Here is a 24177-nt window from a genome sequence, read left to right as displayed (position 1 = left end):
GACATGCTTAAAAAAGGACGCCGCCTACGAGCAGCCATCCTCTTCAATCACCCGGCGGCCCTTAATATACAGCCGACTCCAATACGGATCCGAGAGCTCCGTGACCACGACGCCGCCCGCTTTGCAGGAATGAAGGAACCGGCCGCCGCCAAGATAAATGCCGACATGGCCGATTCGTTCCAGCCCTTTCTTATGCGTTCGGGAGTGGACGGAAAAGAACAGCAGATCGCCCCGCTGCAGGTTCTTTCTGGCCACGTCATATCCCAGGAGGCTTTGCTGTCTGGACGTACGCGGCAGCAGCAGACCGTTTCTGGCAAAAATAAATTGCATGAACGAGCTGCAATCGAACGCGTCGATGGACCAGGGCACCGCACCGAACCGGTATGGAGTCCGGTAGAATGCCATACCGTCCTGGATGATCTGTTCGATGAGCTCCGCTCTGGAGCATCCGGACGTATCCCGCGACCATGGAGGTGCCGCCGGAATAACCGCAGCTTGCGTATGAGTCAGATAAGCCGCGTATTGGAAGGGCACCCGGATGCTTTTCAAATAGAGTTCGAGGTCACGCTCCGTTCGCATGAACGGCTTGCCCGGCTTATGGTTCACTTCCAGAATATAGAGGGACCGATCCTCGCCTATGGCCAAATCGACGCCCAATTCGGCAAAGCTCCGGTTGTAATATAGCTCCAGCTGCTCCGCTACCCGCCGTGACAGGTCCCTTATTTGTTCGTACAGCCTCTTCGCTTCCTCCTCCCCAAATCTTTTGGCCAAAAAGGGATACCCCTCCAACGTTTGCCCGCCGTGCTCCGGATGCGTCGTCAGACGGCTTGTCTGTCCTACATGGACGACGAGCCCGGTAAAGCTCCAGCTGCCCAGCCCATCTTTCTGAATCAGCGCACGGCAGTCCCAGGGGTTTCGGCTGTTCACGCGCAAATCGAGCGCCGGCTGCATCATATAGCCTTTGGCGGCCAGCTGATCTAAATATCTCCCTGCCGATTCCACCTTGATGCCGCGGCATACGCCCCCGTCTTCCTCAATAATCAGCATGTCCTTGCGAAGACTGATCCGTTTGATCCCGGTACCCGATTCTCCGCTGACCGGTTTCAGCATGAGCGCTTTGTGCTGCTCCAACATGGAAATCCCGTCGGCCGCCCGAATCAGCAGCTCCGTCTCCACCAGATGCTCCGCGATTTCCGGGGACGCCTTCAGTCCCTGATAAACGACCCACTTATTGCCAAGCCAGTCCCCAACAAAGGGCAGCCGGCTGAAAGATTTGATTTCTTCCGCTTGCTGGTAATCGCGGATCGTCCTGTAATGGCCTATATCATAAATGAGGTCCGGAAATCCCTGTACCGTACGCACCCATTTATGCTTTTGATAAGTGTAACCGGTAATTTTTCGCCGGGCCAGGTTTACATCTTCAGGCGCAAAAAGAATCAACCGTTTGAAACCTGCCTCATTCGCTGCCTCAACATATGGGAGAAAATGGGACCTTTCGGCCGTCTTGGCAGACATTAGGCCGAGCGTGGTGTTCATACCCATCCCCTGCCTGAGTTTCCGATGCCAAAAGTACGGGTCGTCACTTCTGTATCATCCTCCTGGGGGTTTTCAATTCAACTCGTTTGTAACCAGCGTATGCCTTGGAGAGGATGGAAGTGCTTATCCCCTCCTTAACGGCAAGAAGGGACGTCCGCTCCGTAAGCGTCGTCCCTTTCTTTCGGGTGATAGCATTATTGTATGAATTGCCGCTCTCTCAGCCAGGTCGCGCACAGGTCCGGCCATGCCTTGACGGCCTCTTCTTCTTCCGCGAGCCCAAGTCCGTGGCGTCCGGCCTCGAACACGTGCAGCGCATAAGGAATCTTCTCGCGGCTTAAAGCAAGGGCGAAGAGCAGGCTGTTCTCCGCAGGAACGGCCCCGTCATCGGCCGTATGCCAAATAAAGGCCGGCGGCGTATCCGGCGTGACCCGCGTCTCGTTGGACAAATACTGGACCAGTTCCGGGTCCGGCTCTTCCCCGAGCAGCGAATACTTGCTGCCTTCGTGGGTATATGGCCCGAAGCTGATGACCGGGTAGCACAGCACCTGCAGGTCGGGACGGCTGCTCTCGCGCTCGACCGGATCTTCCGCATCCGCCTGGCCTGCATCAAAATGGGTGCCAGCGGTGGATGCTAAGTGCCCACCGGCGGAAAAGCCCAAAATGCCTACCCGCGCCGGATCGATGTTCCAATCCCCCGCGAGGCTCCGCACTGTGCGGATCGCCCGCTGAGCGTCTCCCAGTGGAACCGGGTGGCGGTTCGGCGACACGCGGTAGTTCAGGACCACTGCCGACACCCCGATGCTGTTCAGCCACAAGGCGATCGGTTCGCCTTCATGGTCTGCGCGCATGACGTATCCGCCTCCCGGGCACACCACCATCATCGGGAAAGGGCCCTCTCCTTCAAGCAGGTAAGGCGTAATGCTGGGGCAGCCCTCGTTCTCCGGCCCGCTTTGTCCCAGCGGAACATCCTCCCATAGTGGTATGCGCTGCTTGCTGTCAGGCAGCCTGCTTGCTGCTGTGCTCATTCGATCGTCCCCTTGTCATATGGTTTTGTCCACCATTTTACAATGGGAGCACACATAATTAAAGGGCTTACACTCAATTTAGCCGAAAAGTCAGCGCGAAAGCTTCTGATTCTTCAGCAGCTTGATATACTATCCGCCAACGACGCTCCGTGCTGAAAATTCATCTGCCGGTCGGTTCGGTATCGTGCCAGTCGGGCATCTGAACGCGGTCCGGCGACTCGTGATATGCAATGCATAGCGGAGCTGCCAGCTTCGGCTGCGTACATGAAAGGGAAGGGAATTGCTCATAATGTAACGGTACTGCCCTACCTAAAACTAAGGAGAGAATGAAATCGATGGGTATTCTCGACGGAAATCCGAAACACCAACCGATGCATTACGGTGAAGTCTTCAATGTATGGGAAGTTTCCATGATGGCCAAAGGACTCGTTTCCTGCTATCAGGTATATCTGAACCATGCCGGAGACAAAGACCTCAAACAAATTCTTGAGGACCTGATCGACCAAGCCAAGACCGAAATCAAGGAATGCGACAAGCTGCTGACCGACAACGGCGTCGTCCCGGCGCCGATTATGGCCGACAGACCGGCCGTCAATCTGGAAGACATACCGCCCGGGGCCCGCTTTATGGACCAGGAAATCGGCGCCAAGCTGGCAGCCGACTCCGCCGCGGGACTGGCCGCCTGCAGCGCGATTATGGGCATGTCCATCCGCGAGGACATCGGCGCGTTATTCGCCAAATACCATGCGACCAAGACCGCCCTCGGCGTGCGGATTTTGCGCATGAACAAGGAGAAGGGCTGGCTTGTTCCACCACCGCTTCACGTTGAGCGTCCGGTTGAGGAAAAGGCATAACCCAGCCCCTCTGCCGATTACGGCGAACTCCCGTTCACGCAGATCGGAATGTACGGCAAAAAGGCTTTCCCTTCGTCCCCACGGACGGCAGGAAAGCCTTTTTTGTGATAGATCCCGTTTGACGTTCTGACGCAGTTCTTGACCCCGAAAAAAGTCCGGAGACTAGGAGAGCTTCACGAGATGGTATTTTTTCTTGCCTTTGCGGATGATGATAAACCGGCCTTCGATGGCATGGTCGGCGCTTACTTCAAGTTCGGCGTCGGTGACGCGCTCACCGTTCATGGAGATGGCTCCCGAATTCAGATCCTCGCGCGCTTGGCGCTTGGACGGCTCGATGCCGACCTCGACGAGCCAGTCGATGATGTTCTTGGATTCCTTCGAAGCTTCAAACGTCGGCATTTCCTTGAAGCCCTGCTCGATTTCATCCGCGGTGAGCGACTTGATGTCGCCGCTGAAGAGCGCAGCCGTGATCTTTTTAGCTTGGGCCAACATTTCTTCACCATGGACGAACCGGGTCATTTCCTCGGCCAGCGTAATCTGTGCTTCGCGTTTGTGCGGCTCGGTCTGCACCTTTTCCGCCAAAGCTTCGATCGCTTCTTTGTCCAGGAAGGTGAAGTACTTCAGGTACTTGACGACGTCGCGGTCGTCCGTGTTCGCCCAGAACTGGTAAAACTCATACGGCGTCGTTTTCTTCGGATCGAGCCAAATGGCGCCGCCGGCGGTTTTGCCGAATTTCGTGCCGTCCGCCTTCAGCATGAGCGGAATGGTCAGGCCGAATGCTTTCGCTTCCGGGCCTTCCTTTTTCCGGATCAGATCCAGGCCGCTCGTAATGTTGCCCCATTGGTCGGAGCCGCCGATCTGCAGCTGGACGTCCTCTTCCCGGTACAGGTGCAGGAAGTCCATCGACTGCAGAATTTGGTAGGAAAATTCCGTGTACGAAATGCCGGTTTCGAGCCGGTTTGCGACGATATCCTTGGCCAGCATCGTGTTGATGCTGAAGTTTTTCCCGTAATCGCGGAGAAAATCAATGACGTTCAGCTGATGCGTCCAGTCGTAGTTGTTCACCATGCGCAGCTGGTTGTCGCCTTCGGTCAGGAACAGCTTCTTCATTTGTGCGGTCAGGGCGTCCACGTTCGCCTGCACCTGTTCCATCGTCTGCAGCGTGCGTTCGGACTGGCGTCCGCTCGGGTCGCCGATCGTTCCGGTGGCGCCGCCGATCAGAATGACCGGCCGGTGTCCGGCCAGCTGGAACCGTTTCAGCATCATGAACGGGATCAGGTGCCCGATGTGCATGCTGTCCCCGGTCGGGTCGACGCCGCAGTACAGGGAGATCGATTTCTCCTCCGTCAATTGGCGGAGTCCCTCCGCGTCCGTCTGTTGGTTAATGGCCTCGCGCCACTCCAGTTCATCAATAATGTTCATTTTCTTGTCCAGCTCCTTTGCTTGTTCATGATATATGGGACTAAAAATCGGTTATACATGGATCGAGGCAGGCTTCTCCCGGATGCAAGGCTTCCTCATGAAGCCGGGAAACGCAAAAAATCGCCCCCCGGCCTGAAACAGACCTAAGGGACGATTGTACTAACCGTGTTACCACCCACATTGCGCAGGGCCGCCTCATTCAAGGCATGCTGCACCACTCGACGGCGCATATAACGTTGGCCATTCCGCTTGGCATTACCCAAGATACTCCAGAGTGTAATTCGTCAGGACCGTGTGCTGCCGGGTCGCATCGACCCCCGGCTTTCTGAGAACAGGGACTTCCCGCTACTTCGCTCTTTCCGCGTATATTCCGAATATTCAAATGGATAAGCAAAGTATATTGATTTCCTCCGGGGTTGTCAAATGCCAGGGTTTACCGGCTTTTCACCAGCAGCTCCACGGCTTCCTTCACCATTTTTCCGGTGTCCATATTCCCGGCCGCCTGCTCCGCCAAGATGCACTGCTGCAGGTTCTCCGCAACGATCTGGGCGATCGCCTTATCCGAGGCGTTGCGCACGGCGGATAATTGGGAGACGACCTCCTTGCACGATTTTCCTTCATCCATGAGGCGCAGCACGCCCCGGATCTGCCCTTCGATGCGGCGCAGACGTGTTTTCATTTCATCCGTGTAATTGTAATCCATGTCAGGATCCCACCTTTTCTAACGATATACCGGTATGGGTATATTATAGAGCAAAAAAAAACAAAACTACACTGGTACGGATCCTGCTGCCGCACTGAAATTTATTCCACCCGATCTTTCTCACAGCAGGGACGCCCATATTTTTACAGCCGTGAAGGCGATTAACACCACCAGCGCGTACCGCAAAAATGTCACGTTCATCCTGGAGCTGATTCTCGATCCGAGCGGAGCCCCGATCAGACTGCCAAGGACGGTAAAGACGGTCGGCCCGAGCGGAATGCCCCCGCCCGCGATTTTGCCGATGACTCCGCCGACTGCCGAAATCAGCACGATGGCCAGCGAGGAAGCGATCGTCGTCCGGGTGGGAATGCGCAGCACCGTCAGCATGATCGGAATCAGTATAAACGATCCGCCCGCGCCCACGATGCCGGAAACAGCACCGACCAGAAAAGCCGCAATGACGGCTATGGTTTTGTTAAACGTTAGCGGTTCAGACCGGCTCTCCGCCCCCCGGTTCGGAATAAGCATGAGGACGACGGCGAGTACCGCCAAAATGCCGTATATCACGTTGATAGCCGTCCCGTCCATCGATCCGGAAACCAGTCCGCCGAGCAGGCTGCCGGCCAGAATGCCTCCCCCCATATACATGACGAGGCCTTTGTGGACCGCCCCTCCTTTCGGATCGGGCTTCGACCGGTACGCCAGCACGCCGGCCAGTGAAGAGAAGAAAACCTGGAACATGCTGATCGCGGAGACCTCGTGTGCGGAGAACGACGGCAATCCCAGCATAGGCGGAACATACAGCAGCAGGGGGAAATTGATGATCGCCCCGCCGATGCCGAGCAGTCCGGAGAAGAACGATCCGACGAGACCCAGCAGCAGCATGACAGCGTAGAGCATCATATCCGCCATGGCGTCCTCCCTCCTTTCTCCTCCCTAAGCATCCTTAGTGATAACAGGCTGCCCGCGCACTTCGTACGCTGGTTACTTGTCATGAACCGCGCAGCGGTTCGGGCCGATCTCCATCTCGCGCTGTTCTTCTTCGGTTGGATGGATTTTGCCCATATTCGCCTGCCGGATATCCTGGTATGCATGAGGCTGCGGCGGGAGATTTTCCGTAACGGTGCGCCGGAACGATTCCTCGTCCTGTATGTTCAGCCCCGGATTGTGACGGAACAGGTCCGCCAGCCGGGCCATGACCTTCCCGTCCTCTCCAAGCTCGGAGATTTTGCCGAAATGCGCCGGCAGCACGATCAAGTCCTCGGACAGCCCTTTGTACCGGCTGTACAGCGTGCTCCGCAGGTCGTCCACCCAATCCTCCGCTTGGCCCGCCAGGTCTGGACGTCCGATGGATTCGACGAATAAAATATCGCCGGTCAGCAGATACTTCCCATCGATGATCAGCGACGTGCTTCCAATCGTATGCCCCGGAGAATACACCGGCTCAATTGCGATGGTGGTGCTTCCCACGTTAATTTCCCGGCCTTCCTCCAGACGCTCATAGGAAAAGGTAACTTCCTCCGCATCTTTCGGCGGCAGCCAGTAGACCGCTCCGGTGCGTTCGGCTAACGCTTTTCCGCCGGAAATGTGGTCGGCATGCAGGTGCGTGTCGAGCGTATGCTTGATCACCGCCCCCTGTTCGCCTGCAAAGCTTTCCAGGATGCCCGTCATGCGCGGCGTATCGATAACGGCAGCTTCGCCGCCGGAGACCACCATATAAGACAGACAGCCTTTGCCGATCCGCACGAACTGATACAGCGCACCCCCGCCGTCCAATTCGGCGATCTGGACCGGTTCCAAATGCTCGCTCCAGGATTTCATGCCGCCTTCCAGGTAGGACACGCCCGTTCTGCCCGCTTCAGCCAATTGTTCAGCGACGAATTGGGAGGATCCCTCCTTGGCGCACACGACGAGAACCTCTTTGCCTTCAGGCAGCCGGGCAAGGGCGTCATCAACACCGTCCAGCAGATCGAAGTACGGGATGTTGACAATCTCTATCCGCTCCCCTTCGATCTTCCAGTCGTTAAAGTCACTCTCATTGCGCACGTCCAAAATCAACAGTTCTTCCTTGGCCAGAATCCGCCGTGTCAGCTCCTTGGCTGTCATCACGCCCGGATTCGCATTCACTGAAGCTGTCATATCAAAGATTCCTCCTTGTCAGAAAGATAAGGTGACGTTGGCATCCTTGGCAAAGTCGAGAAAGGTCACCGCTCCGCCGACTACAATCCCGTCTATAAAGTCGTCCTTCGTCAAATTCATGACGTCCATCGTCATTTGGCAGCCGATCATCCGGACCCCAAGCTCCTGCGCCATCGCGACCAGTTCCGGAATGCCCGGAACGTTAGCTTTCTGGAACCCTTCGGCGAAATGCTCGCGTCCGGCCGGCAGCGGTAGCTGTTGGTGGGCCTGCTTGTGAATCAGATTCAAACCTTCGAAAGTAAAGAAGATGGCTACCTCCGCCTCGGTGGCTGCGGCCGCCGTGGCAATGTTAAACACTTTATAGGCATCGAACAATCCGCCGTTGCTGGCGATAATCGCTACTTTTGTACTCATGGATCATACCTCCGTAAAATATTGAATTTGGTTTTTGGTTTTGGTTTTATTGATTTTCAATCGGTCCCGTCCATGCGGACATGCCGGGCACGACGTTGCTTACATGCTGAAATCCATGCTCGGCAAGAAGGTGACATGCCAGATCGCTGCGCGATCCTGTGCGGCATACTACATGAATGCTGTCTTCACGGTCCAACTCCGAAAGGCGCGCCTCCAGGTCCCCCAGCGGAATGGATACCGCCCCGGGTATGTGGCCGAACGCATATTCAGCCGGCTCACGTACGTCAAGAATGACTATGTCCTCGCTCGCTGTGAGCTTGCTTTGAAGCTCTTCATTGGAAACGGTATGCGGGTAATTCGCCGCTTCCTTCAGCTCTTCCGGCCGGGATTTACGCAGGTAATGCTTCAGCACTTCCCCTTCCTCAAGGGTTCCCAGGTACTGGTGACCTGTATTTTTAGCCCAGCCCTGCATATCCGCCAAAGACCCCCGGTCTGTGGCCAACACCTCAATGACCTGTCCCGCTTCAAGCTGGTCCATCGCTTTTTTGGTTCGGACGATGGGCATCGGGCAGGACAAACCTTTGCAGTCCAAAGTGACATTTGCCGATATTTCCGCCATGCTTGTAAACCTCCCTTATAAAGTAAAATCCGGATGTGTGTTGCTCATTGATCGAGGTATTATACGTATACCCCTATGGGTATAATTCTAGGATGGAAGCAGCGAATTGTCAAACCGCCAAATCATGGAATATTCAAAAAAGCCTCCTGCAGGACGCGCCTGCTGGAAGCTTGTTTATCTTTTCATTGTTGTCCTTAGACAGCAGCAGATGAATCGCCAAAGGAACTGGAGACTCGGGTATCCGTGTTAAACAGGGAACTTTGGTTCTTCTGGTTCTTCTGGTTCTTCTGGTTCTTCTGGTTCTTCTGGTTCTTCTGGTTCTTTTCGTTTTTCCGCCGCTCGCCCGGCTGAGCCCTCCTCCCGGTACCGTTTTGGCGTCACGCCAGTCATTTTTTTAAACACCCTGTTGAAGTAACTCTGATCGTTAAAGTTCAACCATGAGCAGATGTCCGAAACCTTGTATTTCGTCAGCATCAGCAGCTTTTTCGCCTCGTCGATTCTTTCGCGCTGAATATATTCGCTGATGGAGACACCTACCTTTTTCTTGAACAGGCTGGATAAGTAGTTGGGACTCAAATAGGTCAGCTTCGCCAGCTGCTCGAGTGTAATGTCGTCGTAGAGGTGGTCGGAAATATAGTGCTGGCAGGCCGTAATCGTCGACGAATACTGCTGCTCCTTAACCTTAGACACCCGTTCCGTAAACGCGAAAACCGCCTCGGTCATCACCTTGGATATCGCCTGCAGGCTTTCCTGCTCCTCCAGCTGCTGAATATAGTAATCGCTCAGCGTAAAAGCCGTCTCCTCGTTCAGCCCGCCTTCGATCGCCGCTCGGCAGATCAAGGCCACGCCGGTGATCATCAGGTTTTTCTCGCTGCGGATCCGGCTGCGCTTGGACAGCTTGCCCAGCTCGTCTTCGCCGATCAGCGAATAACGGACGACGTCCTGGACTTTATCGGTGCGTCCCTTGCGGACATAATCCAGCAGCACCCGCTCATGCGAAAGGTTGGTATGGGAAATCAGGTTCATCCGTTCCCGCGAAATCTCCAGATCCGGCGCATGCGGAGGCTGATTCTCCGGTGGCTGCTCACCGCTGGTCTCAACGATCTGTGCCGGGTCCAACCGTTCCTGGTAAAACAGGCTGTAAACCAACAGGCTCATGGAACGAAAACGCTCCGGGCCAATAACCGGCAGGGATTGGTAAAACTCAATCAACACCCGGACATTGGAAAATTCGTGCATCAGCTCCGTGATGTAATCGATTTGCGTTTCGTCCAGCCCGGTGTCGAGACAGGGTCCGACCACGATTTGCCCCATGACTGCATCGTCATGCTGCAGACCGATTCGAAAAAAATGCAGCCTGTTGATGGAAAAAAAGACCGGAGTCTTCTTCTGCCCGCCGTTTACTGCATGTTCCCTGATCTGCTCCTGAAGCGGAACATAATACGGGCTCTGGCGGATGCTCGCAGCGGGACTTTCATATGCAAATTGCCCGCGGGTGTTGACGTAAAATACAGACACGCCATGGGCCTCATGCAGATGGTGGCACACGTATTTAATTTCTTCCAATGCGAACCGCATGAAGCTCCCCCTTTTGCCGGCATAAATGATTACGGTTTCTTTACATTAAAATAATACAATTAAGCGTAGAAAAGTACAATTATTGCCGATCAAACCCTCGTACAATGGTCAATGAACAGATCATGATCAACGATTAGGGGGAATGTACGATGGAATTGGAAAATAAAATCGTGCTGGTCACCGGCGCCGGAAGCGGCATCGGCAGAGCCAGCAGTTTAAAAATGGCCGCCAACGGGGCCAAAGTCGTGCTGGTCGATTTTAACCGCGAAACTGGCGAAGAAACGCTGCGGATGGTCCAGGACCAGGGCGGCGAAGGCATTTTCGTTCAGGCGGACGTATCCAAGAGCGAAGACGTGCAGCGCTACGTCAATGCCGCCGTGGACACCTATGGCCGGATCGACGCCTTTTTCAACAATGCCGGCATTATCCAGAAATTTTCACTGCTGGCCGACGTGGAAGAAGCGGAGTTCGACCGTCTCGTTGCCGTTAACATGAAGGGTGCCTTCCTGGGGCTGAAATATGTACTCAAAGTGATGGAGAAGCAGGGCAGCGGCTCGATTATCAATACGGCGTCGACCGCCGGCATCCGCAGCGAGCACAGCGTGTCCGTGTACTCTGCAACCAAGCATGCGGTGATCGGATTGACAAAGTCGGCAGCCATGGAATACGTGAAAAAGGGCATCCGGGTCAACGCCATCTGCCCTGGCGGCGTGCAGACCTCGCTGACCCAAAGCGTGGAAGAACAGTTCAAAGCGGGCGGCTATATGCCTGAAGAAGTCAGCAACATGCGGATCGGACGCTACGCGCAGCCGGAGGAATTGGCCGAAATGGTCTCCTTCCTTGCCTCCGACCGGTCAAGCTATATGGTTGGCTCCATAGTCCTTGTGGACGGCGGCCTGACACTGTAAGCTGCTTCTGCTTAGCTTACGACAAAAACCCTCTCTGGAATCAGAGAGGGTTTTTGTCATTCTCAAATACTGAACACACCTGCCAGACACAGCAGTCCACCGAAGATCATAAGAATCATGCCGGCAAAACGTAGGTACCATCGCCGATCCTCGCTAAGCTCTGCATCCCAATCCTCGCCAAATCTTCGAAACCACCACGATTCCGGCTTTTTTCTGGCAAACCAGCCAATCGCAGCAAGCACGATTCCCATGATCAGCACCGGCATATGTATCGACTCCTTTATGGATAGAACGGGATCACGCAGCCGCCGCTACGAGATAAGCAAGTCAACTGAGCAATTTGATAAGTAACCGAGGGAGATACAGCAGCACATCCAATAGCCAGGTAGATCTATCCGCATAACGTTCGATTGGATTGTACCTCATATTTTTCATAGGGCCACTCCTTTTAAATCAATGGCTGTCTGCCTACGGAGCAAACGACACATGCCGGATGATGTAACGCACCACAAAGAAACTGATGATAAACAGTGCCGCCAACCCGAGCAGGAAAAAAATCAGGATCTTATCCCCTAAGGAAAAACGCTTCATTGGTTCCACCTCGCAACTTTTCCTTAATTATACAGGAAAGTGGGCTATGTGTTAATTTTTGTTAAAAATAACATAGTTGAATCCTATATAAAGGAAAAGGCCCCCACCTTTGGGAACCTATAATGGATATCAGACGCCAGTTCTATATTATAAGAATGACCCTCGTTTTACCGATGCTGCTCCCGAATCGCTCGTACGATCCGATCCGCCCGTTGATCTTCTTTGTATGAATGAACCACAAGCATCGCATGAATGACGCCCGGAATGTAGCCGATACATGTAAGGATGATGCTTAAGATGAACTGTCCCAATTTACCGCAGCTCAGAACGGCCAGCGGCGGAAGAAAGCATAATAAATAACGCATTGGCGTTAACCTCATTTCTGTTTGAATGATCTATAATACGCCGCCGCGGTATCTTCGTTTCATTTTGTGCCGCACTCATTTTTTGGGTAATAAAAAGAAAACGGAGATGAAGTTAGGAGGACATGACATGTGCGGACGGTATACGTTGGCGGTTGAAGAAGAGGATCTCGTCCAGCCATTTGACATCGATGATGTCCAATATGAAATAACTCCACGGTATAATATAGCCCCGACCCAAACGGTTGCCGGCGTTCGAAGCGATCACGGAAAGCGGATATTGCAGGGGTTTCACTGGGGGCTGCTTCCGTTCTGGGCCAAGACGAAAAAGATGGCCTACCATACGTTTAATGCCCGTGCGGAGTCGATTGACAGCAAGCCGGCATTTCGGTCGGCTTTTCCAGAGAAACGAATGGCCGTGTTGGCAGACGGATTCTACGAGTGGACTCATGAAGGCGAGCATAAGCAGCCCTACCGGTTCCGGGTTAAATCGAGAGACGTGTTTGCTTTTGCCGGCCTGTACGATGATTGGAAAAGCCCGGAGGGCGAGATAATCACGAGCTGCACCATCATAACGACAAAACCGAATTCCCTTACGAAGAAGGTGCACGACCGTATGCCCGTTATTCTTGGTGAGGAAGAGCTGAACATCTGGCTGGATCCCGGCGTGTCCGATAAGGACTTGCTGCAGGGGCTGCTGCGGCCTTACGAGGCAGAGGACATGTACTCCTATCCCGTGTCCAGATCGGTCGGAAATGTACGGAACGAAGGTGAAGAATTGATCGAGAGAATCGCCCTGAATTCCAAATAAAAATGCAAAGAGGACCTCCGGGTCATCCGTTAGTCCTCGTCTGATCAAGAAACAACAAACTGAACGACAACCGGGGTACCGGGGTCCAACACATCGCCTCCAGGAATCGTAAGCGTCGTTGTTGTCACTGACGAAACGTCGGCCGTCTGCATCAAACCATTCAAATAAAGGTTGTAGTAGTTGAACGTCCCAGGAAATGCCGTAGCAGCCACTCCAGCGTCATTGGTGAAGGCCGTTGCGGCTATAGCGAAGGTTGCTCCGGTTCCGGTACCTGCACCAATGGTCGAAGTGAATCTCACGCTGTTCTGATATGGGGTTACGATAGGCATATTCTCTCCTCCCTTCTTGGTTGAGGAACATATAGATTTTCAAACCAAAATCTTTGAAAACCATCGGATCCTCTACCCTATTAAATGCAGGAAGGTTTGAATCGGCGTGGGGGAAAATACGAAAAAGTGCTAGACTGTAATATTCGCCGTTAACTGCACCGTTTCCAAAACAATAGGAGTACCCGCATATATCGTCGTGCTTTGCGGTGGAAAATATAGCTCCGACGGATTGATGCTGTACGAATTCCCCGGCTGGATGATCCCATTGATATAGAGGTTGCTGAAACTATTGGGACCAAGCGTCGAAAAATCGGCAACCGCATCACCTTCATCATTCGTGAATTGGCTCGCCGCAACCGCGGCCGACGCCGTTAAATCCAGATCGGTCTCCGGCTGATAAAAATAACGGGCGGCCGTCGGCAGCACAGTTACTCCGGGTATAACGACGGGTCCAGGCGGGCCCTGCGGACCTTCGGGTCCTTCCGGACCAGCCGGCCCTTGAATGCCCGGTGCGCCTGATGCCCCTTGCATCCCTGATGCTCCTTGAGGGCCAGGGTCACCCGGTTGTCCGGGGAGACCCTGTACGCCTTGCGGCCCCTCCGGCCCGCGGAGGCCTGCCGTCCCGGGAGGGCCCTGCACCCCCTGTAGGCCTTGCGGTCCGGGAATCCCGGGCAGTCCTGCCGTACCATCCGTCCCCCGTTCCCCCTGAGGCCCATGATTGTCCTGCATCCCGGTCAATAGCGCCAGCTCTGCTTTGATTTGCGTCTTGGCTTCCTCGATTGCCGCTTGTAAAGCATACTGATCTATCCTAGTTCGGATCTTCCGTTTTCTTCTAGGGTTCACCTTTTTGCAAACGACGGCCTTTTTGATTCTTTTAGCGCCGATGCATTTTATTTTCTTCTTTACATATGTGCGCTTCGTTTTTCCTCCTTTTCCCATTTGCGGCACCCTTCCCTTAAAAAATTAGGAATATGTGTATATGACATATGTATATGTCCAATGCACATCATGGGAGTGGACTATTCGCTATCTTCGGTGTTACCTCTCTCTCATTCCCTGCCACCTTTTCCCTTGCGGTAAAGATAGGCCAAGCTGGTCCACCGTCCGGACTACGATATGCATGATCAGGTCCTCAATGGCCGCCGGATGGTTATAAAAGGCTGGCACGGGAGGCATAATCGTCGTGCCCATGCGGGACAGTGCCAGCATATGCTCCAGATGGATATCGTTCAGCGGCGTTTCGCGCGTAAGCAGGATCAATTTTTTTCGTTCCTTCAAAATGACGTCGGCCGCCCGGGTGAGCAAGTTGTCGCTTAATCCCATGCGGATGGAGGCGAGCGTCTTCATGCTGCAGGGCGCCACGATCATGCCGTCCATCTGGAACGATCCGCTTGAAATAGCCGCTCCCAAATCTTTGTAACCGTACACTTGATCCGCAAGCCCCTCGACTTCTTTGACCGTGTAGGGGGTTTCATGCTGGATATTTGCAGCCGCCCAAGGAGAGACTACGGCATGCGTTTCGACGCCCGCCTCCTTTAAAGCTTGAAGCAGCCTGATGCCGAATATCGCGCCCGTCGCTCCGGACATGCCCACGATGATTTTCATAAGCCCTCTCTCCTTCGCATCCGTAAATGCAAGTTTCACTCATTTCTTTTGATGAATCATGGTGCTGATGTTCCTTCGGCGGCAGCAAACAAACGAATGGCGAGCTTGCGTATTTCCTCCGGATAACCGGCGAATGAGGCTTGAAGCGGTGCATAGCCATCCGGCCATTCATTCGGAGAAAGGCAATTGTATACGATCTTTGTCGTCGCAGCCTTTCGTTTTTCCTCCTGATCCAGGTAAGCGACAAGCGGCAGTACGGGCTGATCGGCAAAATGCAGGATTCTGTCCGGATGGCAGCGGGTGGCCGCCGCCCAGACGACCTGATCAATCCGACTGGGATCGATATCATCGTTCACGACGATGATTTTCGGAATGTATGAGCCGCCGCGACAGGCGAATACCACTTCTCCGATATGCCGGGCGAGTTCCTTCGAATCGGTGTATGTCCCCAAGGAATCTACCGTCACGACAAGCCAATGGACCGCGGATTCGAACGGGATGAAGCAGCTGCGGACAGGCAAGCGATGGCGCCGCAGTTCATGCTGAATGCTTGCGGCGATAGCAACCCCCCAGTTGGTATGATTCTCCTCGGGCGGCATCCCAGCAGCCACCGCCGGCATGATCGGGTCAAGTCGGTGAGTCATCGCCGTAACGCGGAAACATGGCACTTCTTTCTCGTGCCCTACCCACGTATATCCTGCATACTCTCCCATCGGACCTTCAGGTACGGTCTCATTCAAGGATACAAAGCCTTCAATGACGATTTCGCTGCTTGCCGGTACCTTAAGATCATGGCTTTCGCAGCCGACGACTTGAAGCGGTTTGCCGTACCATCCGCCCAGCAAATCGGCTTCGTTCGCGCCGTCAGGCAGAGGATATCCGGCGATCATGGCGATGCCCGGATCCACGCCGAGACAAAGCGCATACGGCATGTCCTGGCCGATCTCCTTCCACTGCTCGTATATTTTGCCGATATGCTGGGTTGGCACGATAACGCCGGCCATCGTCCTTTTGCCATGCAGCATGACTCGCGTAATCGACCAGTTCACCCAGGATCCGTCAGGCGAGCGTACGATCAAAATGCCGTATGTGTTGATGTAGCGGCCGCCGTCGCCGACATGCAGGTACGGAACTGGAAGGCTCGTCAGATCGATGTCCTCCCCGAACAGTTTCTTCTCCTTGCACGGCCCGTCCGGCACTTCCTGCGGCGGCAGCGGTTTGGCTTCGGGGAGATGGGACCAAGCCTCAACCAGCTCCGCAATTCCCGTCTCGGCGGGGAGCCCCAGCGAAAGCGCGATCCGCAAAAAAGGATGACGTTCATTCGGACTGAGACCGACCGGTGCACCCAGCACGCGAAATCCAGTGGCGCTGTCCTTGATCTTGCAAAACAGCGGCGCCGGGGCCGGCCGTTCATAGGCGTAACGGATCATCGCTCCCATTTCCAGGTTCCAATCCACCTCCTGTTCGATCTTGATCATATCGCCGTATTGCTCCAAGGCCTCGATATATTCCCGAAAATCGATACCGGCTGCTTGAATCGTTTTCATTGTCTGACCTCCCGAGTACTTTAAAATGTCTGCATACAAAGCTTACATCCGAGCTCTTTTATATGTAAAATATATATTAGATTTGTTTACAATATAAAAAATATATGCTGGTGAAGAGGGAGGAGAATATGGATTTAAAAAAATTGGCCTATTTCGTGACAATCGTCGAAGAAGGACAGATCACCCGCGCTGCGCAGCGGCTGCACATCGCCCAGCCTCCATTGAGCCTTCAGCTCAAATCCCTCGAGGAAGAACTGGGTGTGACCCTAATCGAACGCGAAAACAAAAAATTCGAGATTACGCCGGCCGGGTGGACGCTGTATAAACGAGCCAAAGAGGTGCTCCACTCGATTGACGGGATGGTAGCGGAAATTCATGATCAGGAACAAGGTATGCGCGGTACGCTATCCATCGGTACGGTCATGTCCTGCGTACCCTACCTGCCTTCCGTCATCAAACAGTTCCAGCAAACTTATCCCCGGGTGACCTTCCGATTATGGGAGGATGATTCCTATCGAGTCGAAGAGCTGCTTCAGCAAAAAAGAATCGAACTGGGGCTCGTCAGGCTTCCCCTGCAGTCTGATTTAGGCGCCTATACGCCCGAGGTATCGATTGACCGGCTGCATACTGAACCCTTGGTAGCGATCCCGCCGGTCTCCATAGCGCTGGATGGACCGATCCTCGCGGTCGAGGAGTTATGCTGCCATCCACTGCTGATTTTGCGCGGACAGGGGGACTACGGAGTTTACCACCGGTTTATGGACATTTGCAAAATCAGGGGGCTGAAACCAAACATCGTATGCGAGAGCCCCGACGTATCAACGCTCATGCTCCTCGCCGAATCCGGCATCGGGATCGCCGTCGTTCCCCGCTCGGCTCTGCTGCTCCGCCTGGATCAAATAAGACATGCCGAAATCGATCCGCCCATTGAATCCGATACCGCCATCGTCACTCTGAAGGGGCAATATCTCTCGGCAGCAGCCCGGAATTTCAAACAGCTGTTGCTCGGATCGATGGGAAACGGCTGGAGCTAAAAAACCTTCCGCATCCATCATTTGCGAAAGGTCTTATACCTGCTTTTTTGATTTATGGTACAACGATGGCTGCATCATAGAAATGCAAATCGCTTTCCGTTCGGGTACAATAAGACAAAACGACCTATGGAGGCTGCACCGATGAATATGGAAGAAGAACCAAAGCATCAGGCGATTCCTGCCGAAGACGACCAAGGCAATTTCAAGCTGCTCGACACCCAGCGCATCCTTTCGATCACGTCCGAAATCGAAGGCGACGAGGACAGCGCGGCGATTTTCCATTATGACGACGGCAAAAAGTACAAATACGTGCACAGTGAGAAAGCCATGAAACAGTTCGGGGAATGGATTCAAAAAGGGGAAGGTTAAACGCTAAAGTTGGAGATCGAAAGGCTGCCGCTAGGCAGCTTTTTTCATAGGCTTGCAGCTATAAAAGAGATGACCCCAGTATCGTACGGGAGTCATCTTTTTTTAATCGGTGGTGAGAATACTGAATATTTGTGCCCTATCAATGCTGCAGCAAGCGGGCCCACCTGCGCCAAAAGCGTAAATGTCTCGGCTGCCGCCGGTCCATGCCTTGCATCGCCTCTTCGATGAAATGCTTTTGGCTGTCCATCAGGTTGGCTTCATACGGCGAGAACAGCCGTTTGTACTGCCCGTTGCTGGACATTTGCCTTGCCTTATCATTGTCCTGCAGCATGACATCCAGATGATGAAGGATGCGCTGCTTCAGCCCAGGGTCATACACCGGGCAAGCTGGCTCGACACGGCGGGTTGTACTGCGCGTCATTAAATCCCCTGACGAAATGTAGATGGAGCAGTCCTCATCCGCACCGAAGCAAAAGATCCGGGATGCTCGAGAAAACGTCCGACGATGCTGCGAACCGTAATATTTTCCGTTTTTCCCGGGACGCCTGGCAGCAGGCAGCAGATTCCGCGGATGATGAGCTGAACGGGAACCCCGGCTTCCGATGCCTCGAACAGCTTCTGCAAAATTTCCCTGTCCGTCAAGGAATTGGACTTCATCAAAATCCGGCACGGCTCGCCTCGCCCCGCTTTCTCAATCTCCCGGTCCATGCATTCAAGCAGGGGCTGCTTGAAATGATTCGGCGCGACGAACAGATGCCGGTACTGCCCGTCCAGATTCGAGATCGCCATATTTTTGAAGAAGGCGCCCGCGTCGCGTCCGATCTCTTCAGCGATAGGGGTGCACTTCACACATAGCCAGCAGGTTTTTTTGCATCTAAGATCATTAACATATAGAAAAAAAGTTATGACAAAAACAAAAATATTATATCAATTATTTACATAAAAGCCATTTATATATTTGTTATTTTATGGTATATTTTCCTTGGTTGGCCAACCACCCGAAACAATAGTGGAATTTTGGAGGTAATAGTGTATGAAGACTAAATCAAAAATTGTATCTATTGTAGCAGCATTTATGCTTGTGTTTGGTGCAACTTCTGCTTTTGCAGAAACTTCCGATTCAGTTTCTATACAAAATTTAGTGAATTACGAGAGTGAACCAAATGATTCGTATGAAACTGCAGATACTGCAGTGAACTATAATATGGATTGGGGCACAAATCAGGGTTACATTAATAGAGCCGGAGACATTGATTTCTGGCATCTCCTTACTAGTAATGCAGCAAGTTATACTATTGATTTGTTATCACCGCAAAATTTTGATTTTAATTTTGTTGTTCTCGAAAAGATTCCGGGACAAGAGGGCTATACCGAAGTTGCCCGATCTAATTCCCAAAATAGCTCCGCAAGGTTGACTGTGCCCGGTATAAAATCTGACGGGTCAGTGCCAAATTACTATGTTATGGTTTATGGACAGTATGGCTCCTTCAACACAACATCTCCCTATACCCTAGCGATTACTCCAGAGTATTAATATTGATAAAACACACCCTCATTGTAATAAGAGGACATGTGAGAATAGAGCAGAAAAACCCTCATTCTCATAGTTTATTTGGTTTTCCAACAATAAAAAATAATTGGAGGATTACGAGATGAAGAGAAAATTATCAATTATTACTCTTTTTGCTGTTTTAATGTTAGTGTTCGGCTCTTCTTCCGCATTTGCACAATATGGGTATGCTGATACATGGGATGATGCAATCCAAATCTATTATCCTGGTGATACTGGAGGAGAAGCATCTTCTACAATAGATGGAACAAATGATGATGATTATTATTTTATGAATAATTTTAGTGGTGAGGATGTAAATTTCTCATTGGCGCTATATTCTCCTTCTGGAGTTAATTACGATATGCAACTTATCAGAGTCGATCAGGATGGAAATATTTTAAAGGTTACTGATGTATACGATTACGGCGGTGTTGATGCATTCGGGGCTTATCTTCTTTCCGGTCAAGGACTGTACATAAGAGTACACTCCCATGGAGCAAACGACTATGATTCTAGTAATCAATACAGACTAAAGTTGGATATAAATGATAATTAAAGTACACCCTGCCAGCACTTCGCCGGCAGGGTCTCTTTTTACTTAATGCCTTTGGTAAGGAAGCTTTTTCTCAGTCGGTTAATAACAATTGCGAACTCTTCACGGGTTATGTGCGCCTGGTCTAGTACCATCAACATAACCGTTAGCCTTTGCTTCCTCCCAGTCCGTAGCTGCCCATGAGCTTACTTTATTGATTTCTCTGTCGGCCACCTTAATAACCTCCTTATCCGGTTTTCCATTTTCATCATATTTGTACAGATTCCACTATTTCATGATACTAATGAGTTTTTCAGCGTACTTCTGATCAGCCGCTTATCCAGCATCTGATATTGCTCTGGCTGCATCTGCACCGCGTTTACCGGAAAGTAAAAGTATCGATCCTGATTATCATGACGCAAATTTTGTTTTCTGTCGGGAGAATGGTTATCCATTTATCCAGAAAAACATTTTGATTCGGATGGACAGGCTACTCCAAAAACATCGATTAAAAAAAGGCTACCCTCATATCTTCAGAGATACCCATACCATGACAAGAGCCCTACGCCGTGATTTTTGCAAGAAATGTGATTTTTTCGTGATTTTATGAGAAAAGGCCCCCTCTCGGGAGCCTTTCTCTTATTGCTATATCAGGCTTTAGGAGCCTTATATTACATCATGCCGCCCATTCCGCCCATGCCGCCCATGTCTGGAGCAGCAGCCTTTTCAGGCTCTGGCTTGTCGGCGATTACAGCTTCTGTTGTCAGGAACATAGCCGCAACGGAAGCTGCGTTTTGCAGCGCGGAACGTGTTACTTTGGCAGGGTCAACGATACCTGCTTCGAACATGTTCACCCACTCGTCCGTAGCTGCGTTGTAGCCGATGCCCACTTTTTCTTTCTTCAAGCGGTCCACGATAACGGAACCTTCTTGACCAGCGTTGGCAGCGATCGTGCGGATTGGCTCTTCGAGAGCGCGCAGAACGATGTTCACGCCTGTCTTCTCGTCGCCATCCACGTCAACAGCAGCTACTGCATGGTATACGTTCACGAGAGCTGTACCGCCACCGGATACGATACCTTCTTCAACCGCAGCGCGGGTAGCGTTCAGGGCGTCTTCGATGCGCAGTTTGCGCTCTTTCAGTTCGGTTTCGGTTGCAGCACCGACTTTGATAACCGCTACGCCGCCGGCCAGTTTAGCCAGACGCTCTTGCAGTTTCTCTTTGTCGAACTCGGAAGTCGTTTCTTCCAGCTGCGAACGGATTTGGGAGATACGAGCGTTGATGTCGCTCTTCTCGCCGCTTCCGTCAACGATGGTTGTGTTTTCTTTCGTTACGCGCACTTGACGGGCGTTACCCAGTTGCTCGATGGATGTGCTCTTCAGATCCAGGCCGAGCTTCTCGGTGATTACTTGGCCGCCAGTCAGGGCAGCGATATCCTGCAGCATCGCTTCGCGACGGTCACCGAAGCCAGGAGCTTTAACGGCTACCGCGTTGAACGTGCCACGCAGTTTGTTCACGATCAGCATCGCTTGAGCTTCGCCTTCGATGTCTTCAGCGATGATCACAAGCGGTCTGGCTTGTTGAACGATTTTTTCAAGCAGCGGCAGGATTTCCTGCGTGTTGCTGATTTTCTTGTCCGTGATCAGGATGTATGGATTTTCAAGCACAGCTTCCATTTTATCCGTATCGGTGATCATGTATGGGGAAATGTAGCCGCGGTCGAACTGCATACCTTCCACAACTTCAAGCTCTGTAGCGAATCCGCGGGATTCTTCAACGGTGATAACGCCGTCTTTGCCCACTTTTTCCATCGCTTCGGCGATCAGTTGGCCCACTTCTTCGTCAGCTGCGGAAATGGAAGCGACTTGAGCGATTTCTTGTTTCCCTTTAACTTCGTTTGCGATGTTCTTCAGCTCGGCAACTGCCGCTTTAACCGCTTTGTCGATCCCTTTGCGGACAACCATCGGGTTAGCGCCTGCAGTTACGTTCTTCAGACCTTCGCGGATCATGGCTTGAGCCAGAACCGTAGCGGTCGTCGTACCGTCACCGGCTACATCGTTGGTTTTGGTTGCTACTTCTTTAACGAGCTGAGCGCCCATATTTTCAAAAGCGTCTTCCAGTTCGATTTCTTTAGCGATCGTCACACCGTCATTGGTAATGAGCGGGCTGCCGAATTTTTTCTCCAGAACGACGTTGCGGCCTTTAGGTCCGAGCGTCACTTTTACAGCGTTAGCCAAAGCGTCTACACCACGCAGCATGGAGCGGCGTGCGTCTTCACTGAAACGGATATCTTTTGCCATGTTGATAAAAACCTCCCATAAATGATATAGATGTTGCTCATATGTTCAGGCTCTTCGCCGAAAAATTCAATCCTCGCCGGATCAAAAAGTCGCTTAGCCTACGATTGCATGTATGTCGCTTTCTTTCATAATCAAATATTCTTTACCTTCATATTTGATTTCTGTTCCGGCATATTTGGAGAACAACACACGGTCGCCTTCTTTGACTTCCAAAGGAACGCGTGCCCCGTCTTTAACGGCTCCGCTGCCAACAGCGATAATTTTGCCTTCTTGCGGCTTTTCCTTGGCGGAGTCCGGAAGGACAATCCCGAATGAAGTTGTTTCCTCTTGTTGGATTGGTTCTACCAAAACGCGGTCACCCAAAGGTTTGATCATGAAAAATAGCCTCCTTATTTAGTATGTTGTGCTGCGGTTAAAGTCTGGTTGACGATTCTTGTTAGCACTCGACAACGTTCAGTGCTAACAACCACTTTTATGATACTCAACTTGGGAACAGATTTCAAGTCCTCTTTGAAGCATTTTTCTAAGAACTTCACACTTTTCATAGCACCCCCGCCGAACCCGTCCCATCCTGCACCGGACAAGCCTGTCACAGGCCTCCGCAGCGAATAAGATACCCTCCATCATTGTATCCACCGGAATCCGAAATATGCCGTTTTCCGTGATTTCTGAAAAAGAAATGCCGTTTTCGAAGAAAAGAAAAAAGCATCCTTTTTCCGTCCAGAAAAAGAATGCCTGTGTCCTGTTATTGCGGTTCGGCCGGGAACCGGTATCTGGCCTCTACCGCCGCATCCGCGGCCAGCTGCTTGCGGTACACGACGGAGGATAAAAACACGCTGAACTCATACAGCACGAGCAGCGGAATCGTCACGAGAAAATCCGAGATGAAATCCGGCGGCGTAATGACGATCGCGATGAATACGAGGGCGAAATAGGCGACCTTCCGCATTTTCCGCAGCCGCAGCGGATTCAAGATCCGCAGCTTGGTCAGAAACATGACGATGATCGGCAGCTCGAACAGCAGCGCCACCGGTACGACCAGCGTAAACAAAAAGCTGAAGTATTGGGAGATGCCGTACGTCTCCTTCAGTCCCATCGACTCGGTCACCTGGGTCGTAAAGCCCAGCGCCATCGGGAATACAACGTAATAGCCGAAGGCAAGTCCGGCCAGAAACAGCAGAAATACGTAAGGCACATAGCGCAGCGCAGCCTTGCGTTCCACTTCGCGGAGCCCCGGGCTGACGAAGGCCCACAGCTGGTACGCCGTAAACGGAATCGTCGCCACAAGCGATACGATCATGGCGATCTTCATGTACATGCCGATCCCGTCCCAGAAGGAAAATGCGTGCAGCTCGAAATCCTTCGCCGAGTCGACGCTGATCAGGTACTGGTAGATGGGATTGGCGCAGACCAGGCCGACCACTAGCCCGAGCACGAGCACGACCAGGACGTAAATGATCCGTTTGCGCAGCTCGCCCAAATGCTCGACGATCGACATTTCTTCCTGTTTTTCCACGATGAGGTCACCTTCCTTCGCTTTAAGCCTTCCGGACAAAACAAAATCCCTCCCCGCAAGGAAGGGATGGATATAGACTGCCTGGATTTCTCCCCGAAATCACTCCGGCAGGCGCTTATCTTGGGCAGCGCTGCTCTGCACAGGTGCAGGCTGCTGCGTTTCGCTTGCGGCCAGCGGCTTAGGCTCGCTCTTGCGCGGCGCCTGATCGTCTTCGCCGATGATATCGCGGGCACCGTCCTTGAACTCACGGAATGTGCGGCCGACGGCCCGTCCGAGTTCAGGGAGCTTGTTGGGTCCAAACAGCAGCAATGCCAAAATGACCAGCAAAATAATGCCTGGCACACCGATTCCACTCAGCATATGGTATTCTCCTCTCTGTACTTTACTCTTAACCAAAATCCGGATATGTAACACACCGTGTCCGAGTAAAG

General features: G+C 52.5%; 27 protein-coding genes and 1 pseudogene. 7 read left to right on the top strand and 21 right to left on the bottom strand.

Annotated features, from left to right (window positions below; all coding sequences use genetic code 11):
* Positions 1–24: 24 nt before the first annotated feature.
* Together ABID47_RS29345 and ABID47_RS29340 are read right to left on the bottom strand one after the other, a co-directional pair.
* On the bottom strand, positions 25–1536 hold the full coding sequence (locus tag ABID47_RS29345) for a YheC/YheD family protein (protein WP_354502261.1): 1512 nt from the start codon (positions 1534–1536) through the stop codon (positions 25–27).
* A gap of 194 nt (positions 1537–1730) precedes the next feature.
* The gene (locus ABID47_RS29340) at positions 1731–2561 is read right to left on the bottom strand and encodes an alpha/beta hydrolase (protein ID WP_354502258.1); all 831 of its coding nucleotides are present in this window, start codon (positions 2559–2561) and stop codon (positions 1731–1733) included.
* A 335-nt stretch (positions 2562–2896) separates the two neighbouring features.
* Between ABID47_RS29340 and ABID47_RS29335 the strand changes: the two genes are divergently transcribed.
* On the top strand, positions 2897–3415 hold the full coding sequence (locus ABID47_RS29335) for a DUF3231 family protein (protein ID WP_354502747.1): 519 nt from the start codon (positions 2897–2899) through the stop codon (positions 3413–3415).
* A 162-nt stretch (positions 3416–3577) separates the two neighbouring features.
* Here ABID47_RS29335 and tyrS read toward each other — a convergent pair whose 3' ends face one another.
* The 7 genes from tyrS to ABID47_RS29300 all read right to left on the bottom strand — a co-directional run bounded on the left by tyrS (position 3578) and on the right by ABID47_RS29300 (position 10290).
* Positions 3578–4837, bottom strand: a complete 1260-nt coding sequence (tyrS, locus tag ABID47_RS29330) for a tyrosine--tRNA ligase (protein ID WP_354502255.1) — start codon at positions 4835–4837, stop codon at positions 3578–3580.
* Between the two features lie 433 nt (positions 4838–5270).
* On the bottom strand, positions 5271–5540 hold the full coding sequence (locus ABID47_RS29325; RefSeq protein WP_076174880.1) for a metal-sensitive transcriptional regulator: 270 nt from the start codon (positions 5538–5540) through the stop codon (positions 5271–5273).
* Between the two features lie 120 nt (positions 5541–5660).
* A complete protein-coding gene (locus ABID47_RS29320; protein ID WP_354502252.1) occupies positions 5661–6452 on the bottom strand; it encodes a sulfite exporter TauE/SafE family protein in 792 nt (263 codons plus the stop codon).
* A 72-nt stretch (positions 6453–6524) separates the two neighbouring features.
* Positions 6525–7679, bottom strand: a complete 1155-nt coding sequence (locus tag ABID47_RS29315) for an MBL fold metallo-hydrolase (RefSeq protein WP_354502249.1) — start codon at positions 7677–7679, stop codon at positions 6525–6527.
* 18 nt (positions 7680–7697) lie between these two features.
* Positions 7698–8093, bottom strand: a complete 396-nt coding sequence (locus ABID47_RS29310) for a DsrE/DsrF/DrsH-like family protein (protein WP_354502246.1) — start codon at positions 8091–8093, stop codon at positions 7698–7700.
* A gap of 46 nt (positions 8094–8139) precedes the next feature.
* Complete coding sequence (locus tag ABID47_RS29305; protein WP_354502243.1) at positions 8140–8712, bottom strand: sulfurtransferase TusA family protein; 573 nt, start codon at positions 8710–8712, stop codon at positions 8140–8142.
* A 246-nt stretch (positions 8713–8958) separates the two neighbouring features.
* Complete coding sequence (locus tag ABID47_RS29300; protein WP_354502240.1) at positions 8959–10290, bottom strand: helix-turn-helix domain-containing protein; 1332 nt, start codon at positions 10288–10290, stop codon at positions 8959–8961.
* Between the two features lie 149 nt (positions 10291–10439).
* Between ABID47_RS29300 and ABID47_RS29295 the strand changes: the two genes are divergently transcribed.
* A complete protein-coding gene (locus ABID47_RS29295) occupies positions 10440–11198 on the top strand; it encodes an SDR family NAD(P)-dependent oxidoreductase (RefSeq protein WP_145160783.1) in 759 nt (252 codons plus the stop codon).
* Positions 11199–11260: 62 nt separating this feature from the next.
* On the opposite strand, the gene ABID47_RS29290 is transcribed toward ABID47_RS29295, so the two are convergent.
* The 3 genes from ABID47_RS29290 to ABID47_RS29280 form a co-directional block, all read right to left on the bottom strand.
* Positions 11261–11464 carry a hypothetical protein gene (locus ABID47_RS29290; RefSeq protein WP_105442089.1) on the bottom strand — a complete coding sequence of 68 codons (204 nt, stop codon included), beginning with the start codon at positions 11462–11464 and terminating at the stop codon, positions 11261–11263.
* 202 nt (positions 11465–11666) lie between these two features.
* Positions 11667–11789 carry a hypothetical protein gene (locus ABID47_RS29285; RefSeq protein ID WP_260869427.1) on the bottom strand — a complete coding sequence of 41 codons (123 nt, stop codon included), beginning with the start codon at positions 11787–11789 and terminating at the stop codon, positions 11667–11669.
* Between the two features lie 167 nt (positions 11790–11956).
* Positions 11957–12154, bottom strand: coding sequence for a YqaE/Pmp3 family membrane protein (locus tag ABID47_RS29280; protein ID WP_076174899.1), 198 nt, complete (start codon positions 12152–12154; stop codon positions 11957–11959).
* Between the two features lie 127 nt (positions 12155–12281).
* Between ABID47_RS29280 and ABID47_RS29275 the strand changes: the two genes are divergently transcribed.
* Complete coding sequence (locus tag ABID47_RS29275; protein WP_354502235.1) at positions 12282–12962, top strand: SOS response-associated peptidase; 681 nt, start codon at positions 12282–12284, stop codon at positions 12960–12962.
* Between the two features lie 44 nt (positions 12963–13006).
* On the opposite strand, the gene ABID47_RS29270 is transcribed toward ABID47_RS29275, so the two are convergent.
* The 4 genes from ABID47_RS29270 to ABID47_RS29255 form a co-directional block, all read right to left on the bottom strand.
* A complete protein-coding gene (locus ABID47_RS29270) occupies positions 13007–13291 on the bottom strand; it encodes a DUF4183 domain-containing protein (RefSeq protein ID WP_076174904.1) in 285 nt (94 codons plus the stop codon).
* A gap of 129 nt (positions 13292–13420) precedes the next feature.
* Entirely contained in the window at positions 13421–14230 is an 810-nt protein-coding gene (locus ABID47_RS29265; protein ID WP_354502230.1) for a DUF4183 domain-containing protein, read from the bottom strand.
* Positions 14231–14329: 99 nt separating this feature from the next.
* A complete protein-coding gene (locus ABID47_RS29260) occupies positions 14330–14896 on the bottom strand; it encodes a UbiX family flavin prenyltransferase (protein ID WP_354502227.1) in 567 nt (188 codons plus the stop codon).
* A gap of 56 nt (positions 14897–14952) precedes the next feature.
* Positions 14953–16443, bottom strand: a complete 1491-nt coding sequence (locus ABID47_RS29255; RefSeq protein WP_354502224.1) for a UbiD family decarboxylase — start codon at positions 16441–16443, stop codon at positions 14953–14955.
* Between the two features lie 128 nt (positions 16444–16571).
* Here ABID47_RS29255 and ABID47_RS29250 point away from each other — a divergent pair, with 128 nt between their 5' ends.
* Positions 16572–17477 carry a LysR family transcriptional regulator gene (locus tag ABID47_RS29250; RefSeq protein ID WP_354502221.1) on the top strand — a complete coding sequence of 302 codons (906 nt, stop codon included), beginning with the start codon at positions 16572–16574 and terminating at the stop codon, positions 17475–17477.
* 141 nt (positions 17478–17618) lie between these two features.
* Positions 17619–17846 (top strand): hypothetical protein, encoded by a 228-nt coding sequence (locus tag ABID47_RS29245; protein WP_354502218.1) that lies wholly within the window; start codon positions 17619–17621, stop codon positions 17844–17846.
* A gap of 139 nt (positions 17847–17985) precedes the next feature.
* Here the strand turns inward: ABID47_RS29245 and ABID47_RS29240 are convergent.
* Positions 17986–18554, bottom strand: a pseudogene (locus tag ABID47_RS29240) (phospholipase D-like domain-containing protein).
* Positions 18555–18879: 325 nt separating this feature from the next.
* Here ABID47_RS29240 and ABID47_RS29235 point away from each other — a divergent pair.
* Together ABID47_RS29235 and ABID47_RS29230 are read left to right on the top strand one after the other, a co-directional pair.
* Positions 18880–19380 (top strand): hypothetical protein, encoded by a 501-nt coding sequence (locus ABID47_RS29235; protein WP_354502215.1) that lies wholly within the window; start codon positions 18880–18882, stop codon positions 19378–19380.
* A 118-nt stretch (positions 19381–19498) separates the two neighbouring features.
* The gene (locus tag ABID47_RS29230; protein WP_354502212.1) at positions 19499–19954 is read left to right on the top strand and encodes a hypothetical protein; all 456 of its coding nucleotides are present in this window, start codon (positions 19499–19501) and stop codon (positions 19952–19954) included.
* A 647-nt stretch (positions 19955–20601) separates the two neighbouring features.
* Here the strand turns inward: ABID47_RS29230 and groL are convergent.
* From groL to ABID47_RS29210, 4 genes are all read right to left on the bottom strand, one after another.
* Positions 20602–22230, bottom strand: a complete 1629-nt coding sequence (gene groL, locus ABID47_RS29225) for a chaperonin GroEL (protein WP_116231893.1) — start codon at positions 22228–22230, stop codon at positions 20602–20604.
* Positions 22231–22323: 93 nt separating this feature from the next.
* Positions 22324–22605: a co-chaperone GroES gene (gene groES / locus ABID47_RS29220; RefSeq protein WP_076174926.1), complete on the bottom strand. Its 282-nt coding sequence runs from the start codon at positions 22603–22605 to the stop codon at positions 22324–22326.
* A gap of 370 nt (positions 22606–22975) precedes the next feature.
* Entirely contained in the window at positions 22976–23749 is a 774-nt protein-coding gene (tatC, locus tag ABID47_RS29215; RefSeq protein ID WP_089550500.1) for a twin-arginine translocase subunit TatC, read from the bottom strand.
* Between the two features lie 96 nt (positions 23750–23845).
* Positions 23846–24103 carry a twin-arginine translocase TatA/TatE family subunit gene (locus ABID47_RS29210; protein ID WP_076175208.1) on the bottom strand — a complete coding sequence of 86 codons (258 nt, stop codon included), beginning with the start codon at positions 24101–24103 and terminating at the stop codon, positions 23846–23848.
* Between the last annotated feature and the right edge of the window lie 74 nt (positions 24104–24177).

The sequence above is a fragment of the Paenibacillus favisporus genome, from assembly GCF_040545415.1.
Classification (GTDB): domain Bacteria; phylum Bacillota; class Bacilli; order Paenibacillales; family Paenibacillaceae; genus Paenibacillus_AQ; species Paenibacillus_AQ favisporus.
The sequence above is the reverse complement of the archived record's forward strand: the minus strand, read 5'-3'. Positions and strand labels throughout refer to the sequence as shown.

Bases quoted from the DNA above. Each gene is read 5' to 3' on its own strand.
- ABID47_RS29345 (WP_354502261.1), bottom strand. From the start codon at position 1,536: ATGAACACCACGCTCGGCCTAATGTCTGCCAAGACGGCCGAAAGGTCC.
- ABID47_RS29340 (WP_354502258.1), bottom strand. From the start codon at position 2,561: ATGAGCACAGCAGCAAGCAGGCTGCCTGACAGCAAGCAGCGCATACCA.
- ABID47_RS29335 (WP_354502747.1), top strand. From the start codon at position 2,897: ATGGGTATTCTCGACGGAAATCCGAAACACCAACCGATGCATTACGGT.
- tyrS (WP_354502255.1), bottom strand. From the start codon at position 4,837: ATGAACATTATTGATGAACTGGAGTGGCGCGAGGCCATTAACCAACAG.
- ABID47_RS29325 (WP_076174880.1), bottom strand. From the start codon at position 5,540: ATGGATTACAATTACACGGATGAAATGAAAACACGTCTGCGCCGCATC.
- ABID47_RS29320 (WP_354502252.1), bottom strand. From the start codon at position 6,452: ATGGCGGATATGATGCTCTACGCTGTCATGCTGCTGCTGGGTCTCGTC.
- ABID47_RS29315 (WP_354502249.1), bottom strand. From the start codon at position 7,679: ATGACAGCTTCAGTGAATGCGAATCCGGGCGTGATGACAGCCAAGGAG.
- ABID47_RS29310 (WP_354502246.1), bottom strand. From the start codon at position 8,093: ATGAGTACAAAAGTAGCGATTATCGCCAGCAACGGCGGATTGTTCGAT.
- ABID47_RS29305 (WP_354502243.1), bottom strand. From the start codon at position 8,712: ATGGCGGAAATATCGGCAAATGTCACTTTGGACTGCAAAGGTTTGTCC.
- ABID47_RS29300 (WP_354502240.1), bottom strand. From the start codon at position 10,290: ATGCGGTTCGCATTGGAAGAAATTAAATACGTGTGCCACCATCTGCAT.
- ABID47_RS29295 (WP_145160783.1), top strand. From the start codon at position 10,440: ATGGAATTGGAAAATAAAATCGTGCTGGTCACCGGCGCCGGAAGCGGC.
- ABID47_RS29290 (WP_105442089.1), bottom strand. From the start codon at position 11,464: ATGCCGGTGCTGATCATGGGAATCGTGCTTGCTGCGATTGGCTGGTTT.
- ABID47_RS29285 (WP_260869427.1), bottom strand. From the start codon at position 11,789: ATGAAGCGTTTTTCCTTAGGGGATAAGATCCTGATTTTTTTCCTGCTC.
- ABID47_RS29280 (WP_076174899.1), bottom strand. From the start codon at position 12,154: ATGCGTTATTTATTATGCTTTCTTCCGCCGCTGGCCGTTCTGAGCTGC.
- ABID47_RS29275 (WP_354502235.1), top strand. From the start codon at position 12,282: ATGTGCGGACGGTATACGTTGGCGGTTGAAGAAGAGGATCTCGTCCAG.
- ABID47_RS29270 (WP_076174904.1), bottom strand. From the start codon at position 13,291: ATGCCTATCGTAACCCCATATCAGAACAGCGTGAGATTCACTTCGACC.
- ABID47_RS29265 (WP_354502230.1), bottom strand. From the start codon at position 14,230: ATGGGAAAAGGAGGAAAAACGAAGCGCACATATGTAAAGAAGAAAATA.
- ABID47_RS29260 (WP_354502227.1), bottom strand. From the start codon at position 14,896: ATGAAAATCATCGTGGGCATGTCCGGAGCGACGGGCGCGATATTCGGC.
- ABID47_RS29255 (WP_354502224.1), bottom strand. From the start codon at position 16,443: ATGAAAACGATTCAAGCAGCCGGTATCGATTTTCGGGAATATATCGAG.
- ABID47_RS29250 (WP_354502221.1), top strand. From the start codon at position 16,572: ATGGATTTAAAAAAATTGGCCTATTTCGTGACAATCGTCGAAGAAGGA.
- ABID47_RS29245 (WP_354502218.1), top strand. From the start codon at position 17,619: ATGAATATGGAAGAAGAACCAAAGCATCAGGCGATTCCTGCCGAAGAC.
- ABID47_RS29235 (WP_354502215.1), top strand. From the start codon at position 18,880: ATGAAGACTAAATCAAAAATTGTATCTATTGTAGCAGCATTTATGCTT.
- ABID47_RS29230 (WP_354502212.1), top strand. From the start codon at position 19,499: ATGAAGAGAAAATTATCAATTATTACTCTTTTTGCTGTTTTAATGTTA.
- groL (WP_116231893.1), bottom strand. From the start codon at position 22,230: ATGGCAAAAGATATCCGTTTCAGTGAAGACGCACGCCGCTCCATGCTG.
- groES (WP_076174926.1), bottom strand. From the start codon at position 22,605: ATGATCAAACCTTTGGGTGACCGCGTTTTGGTAGAACCAATCCAACAA.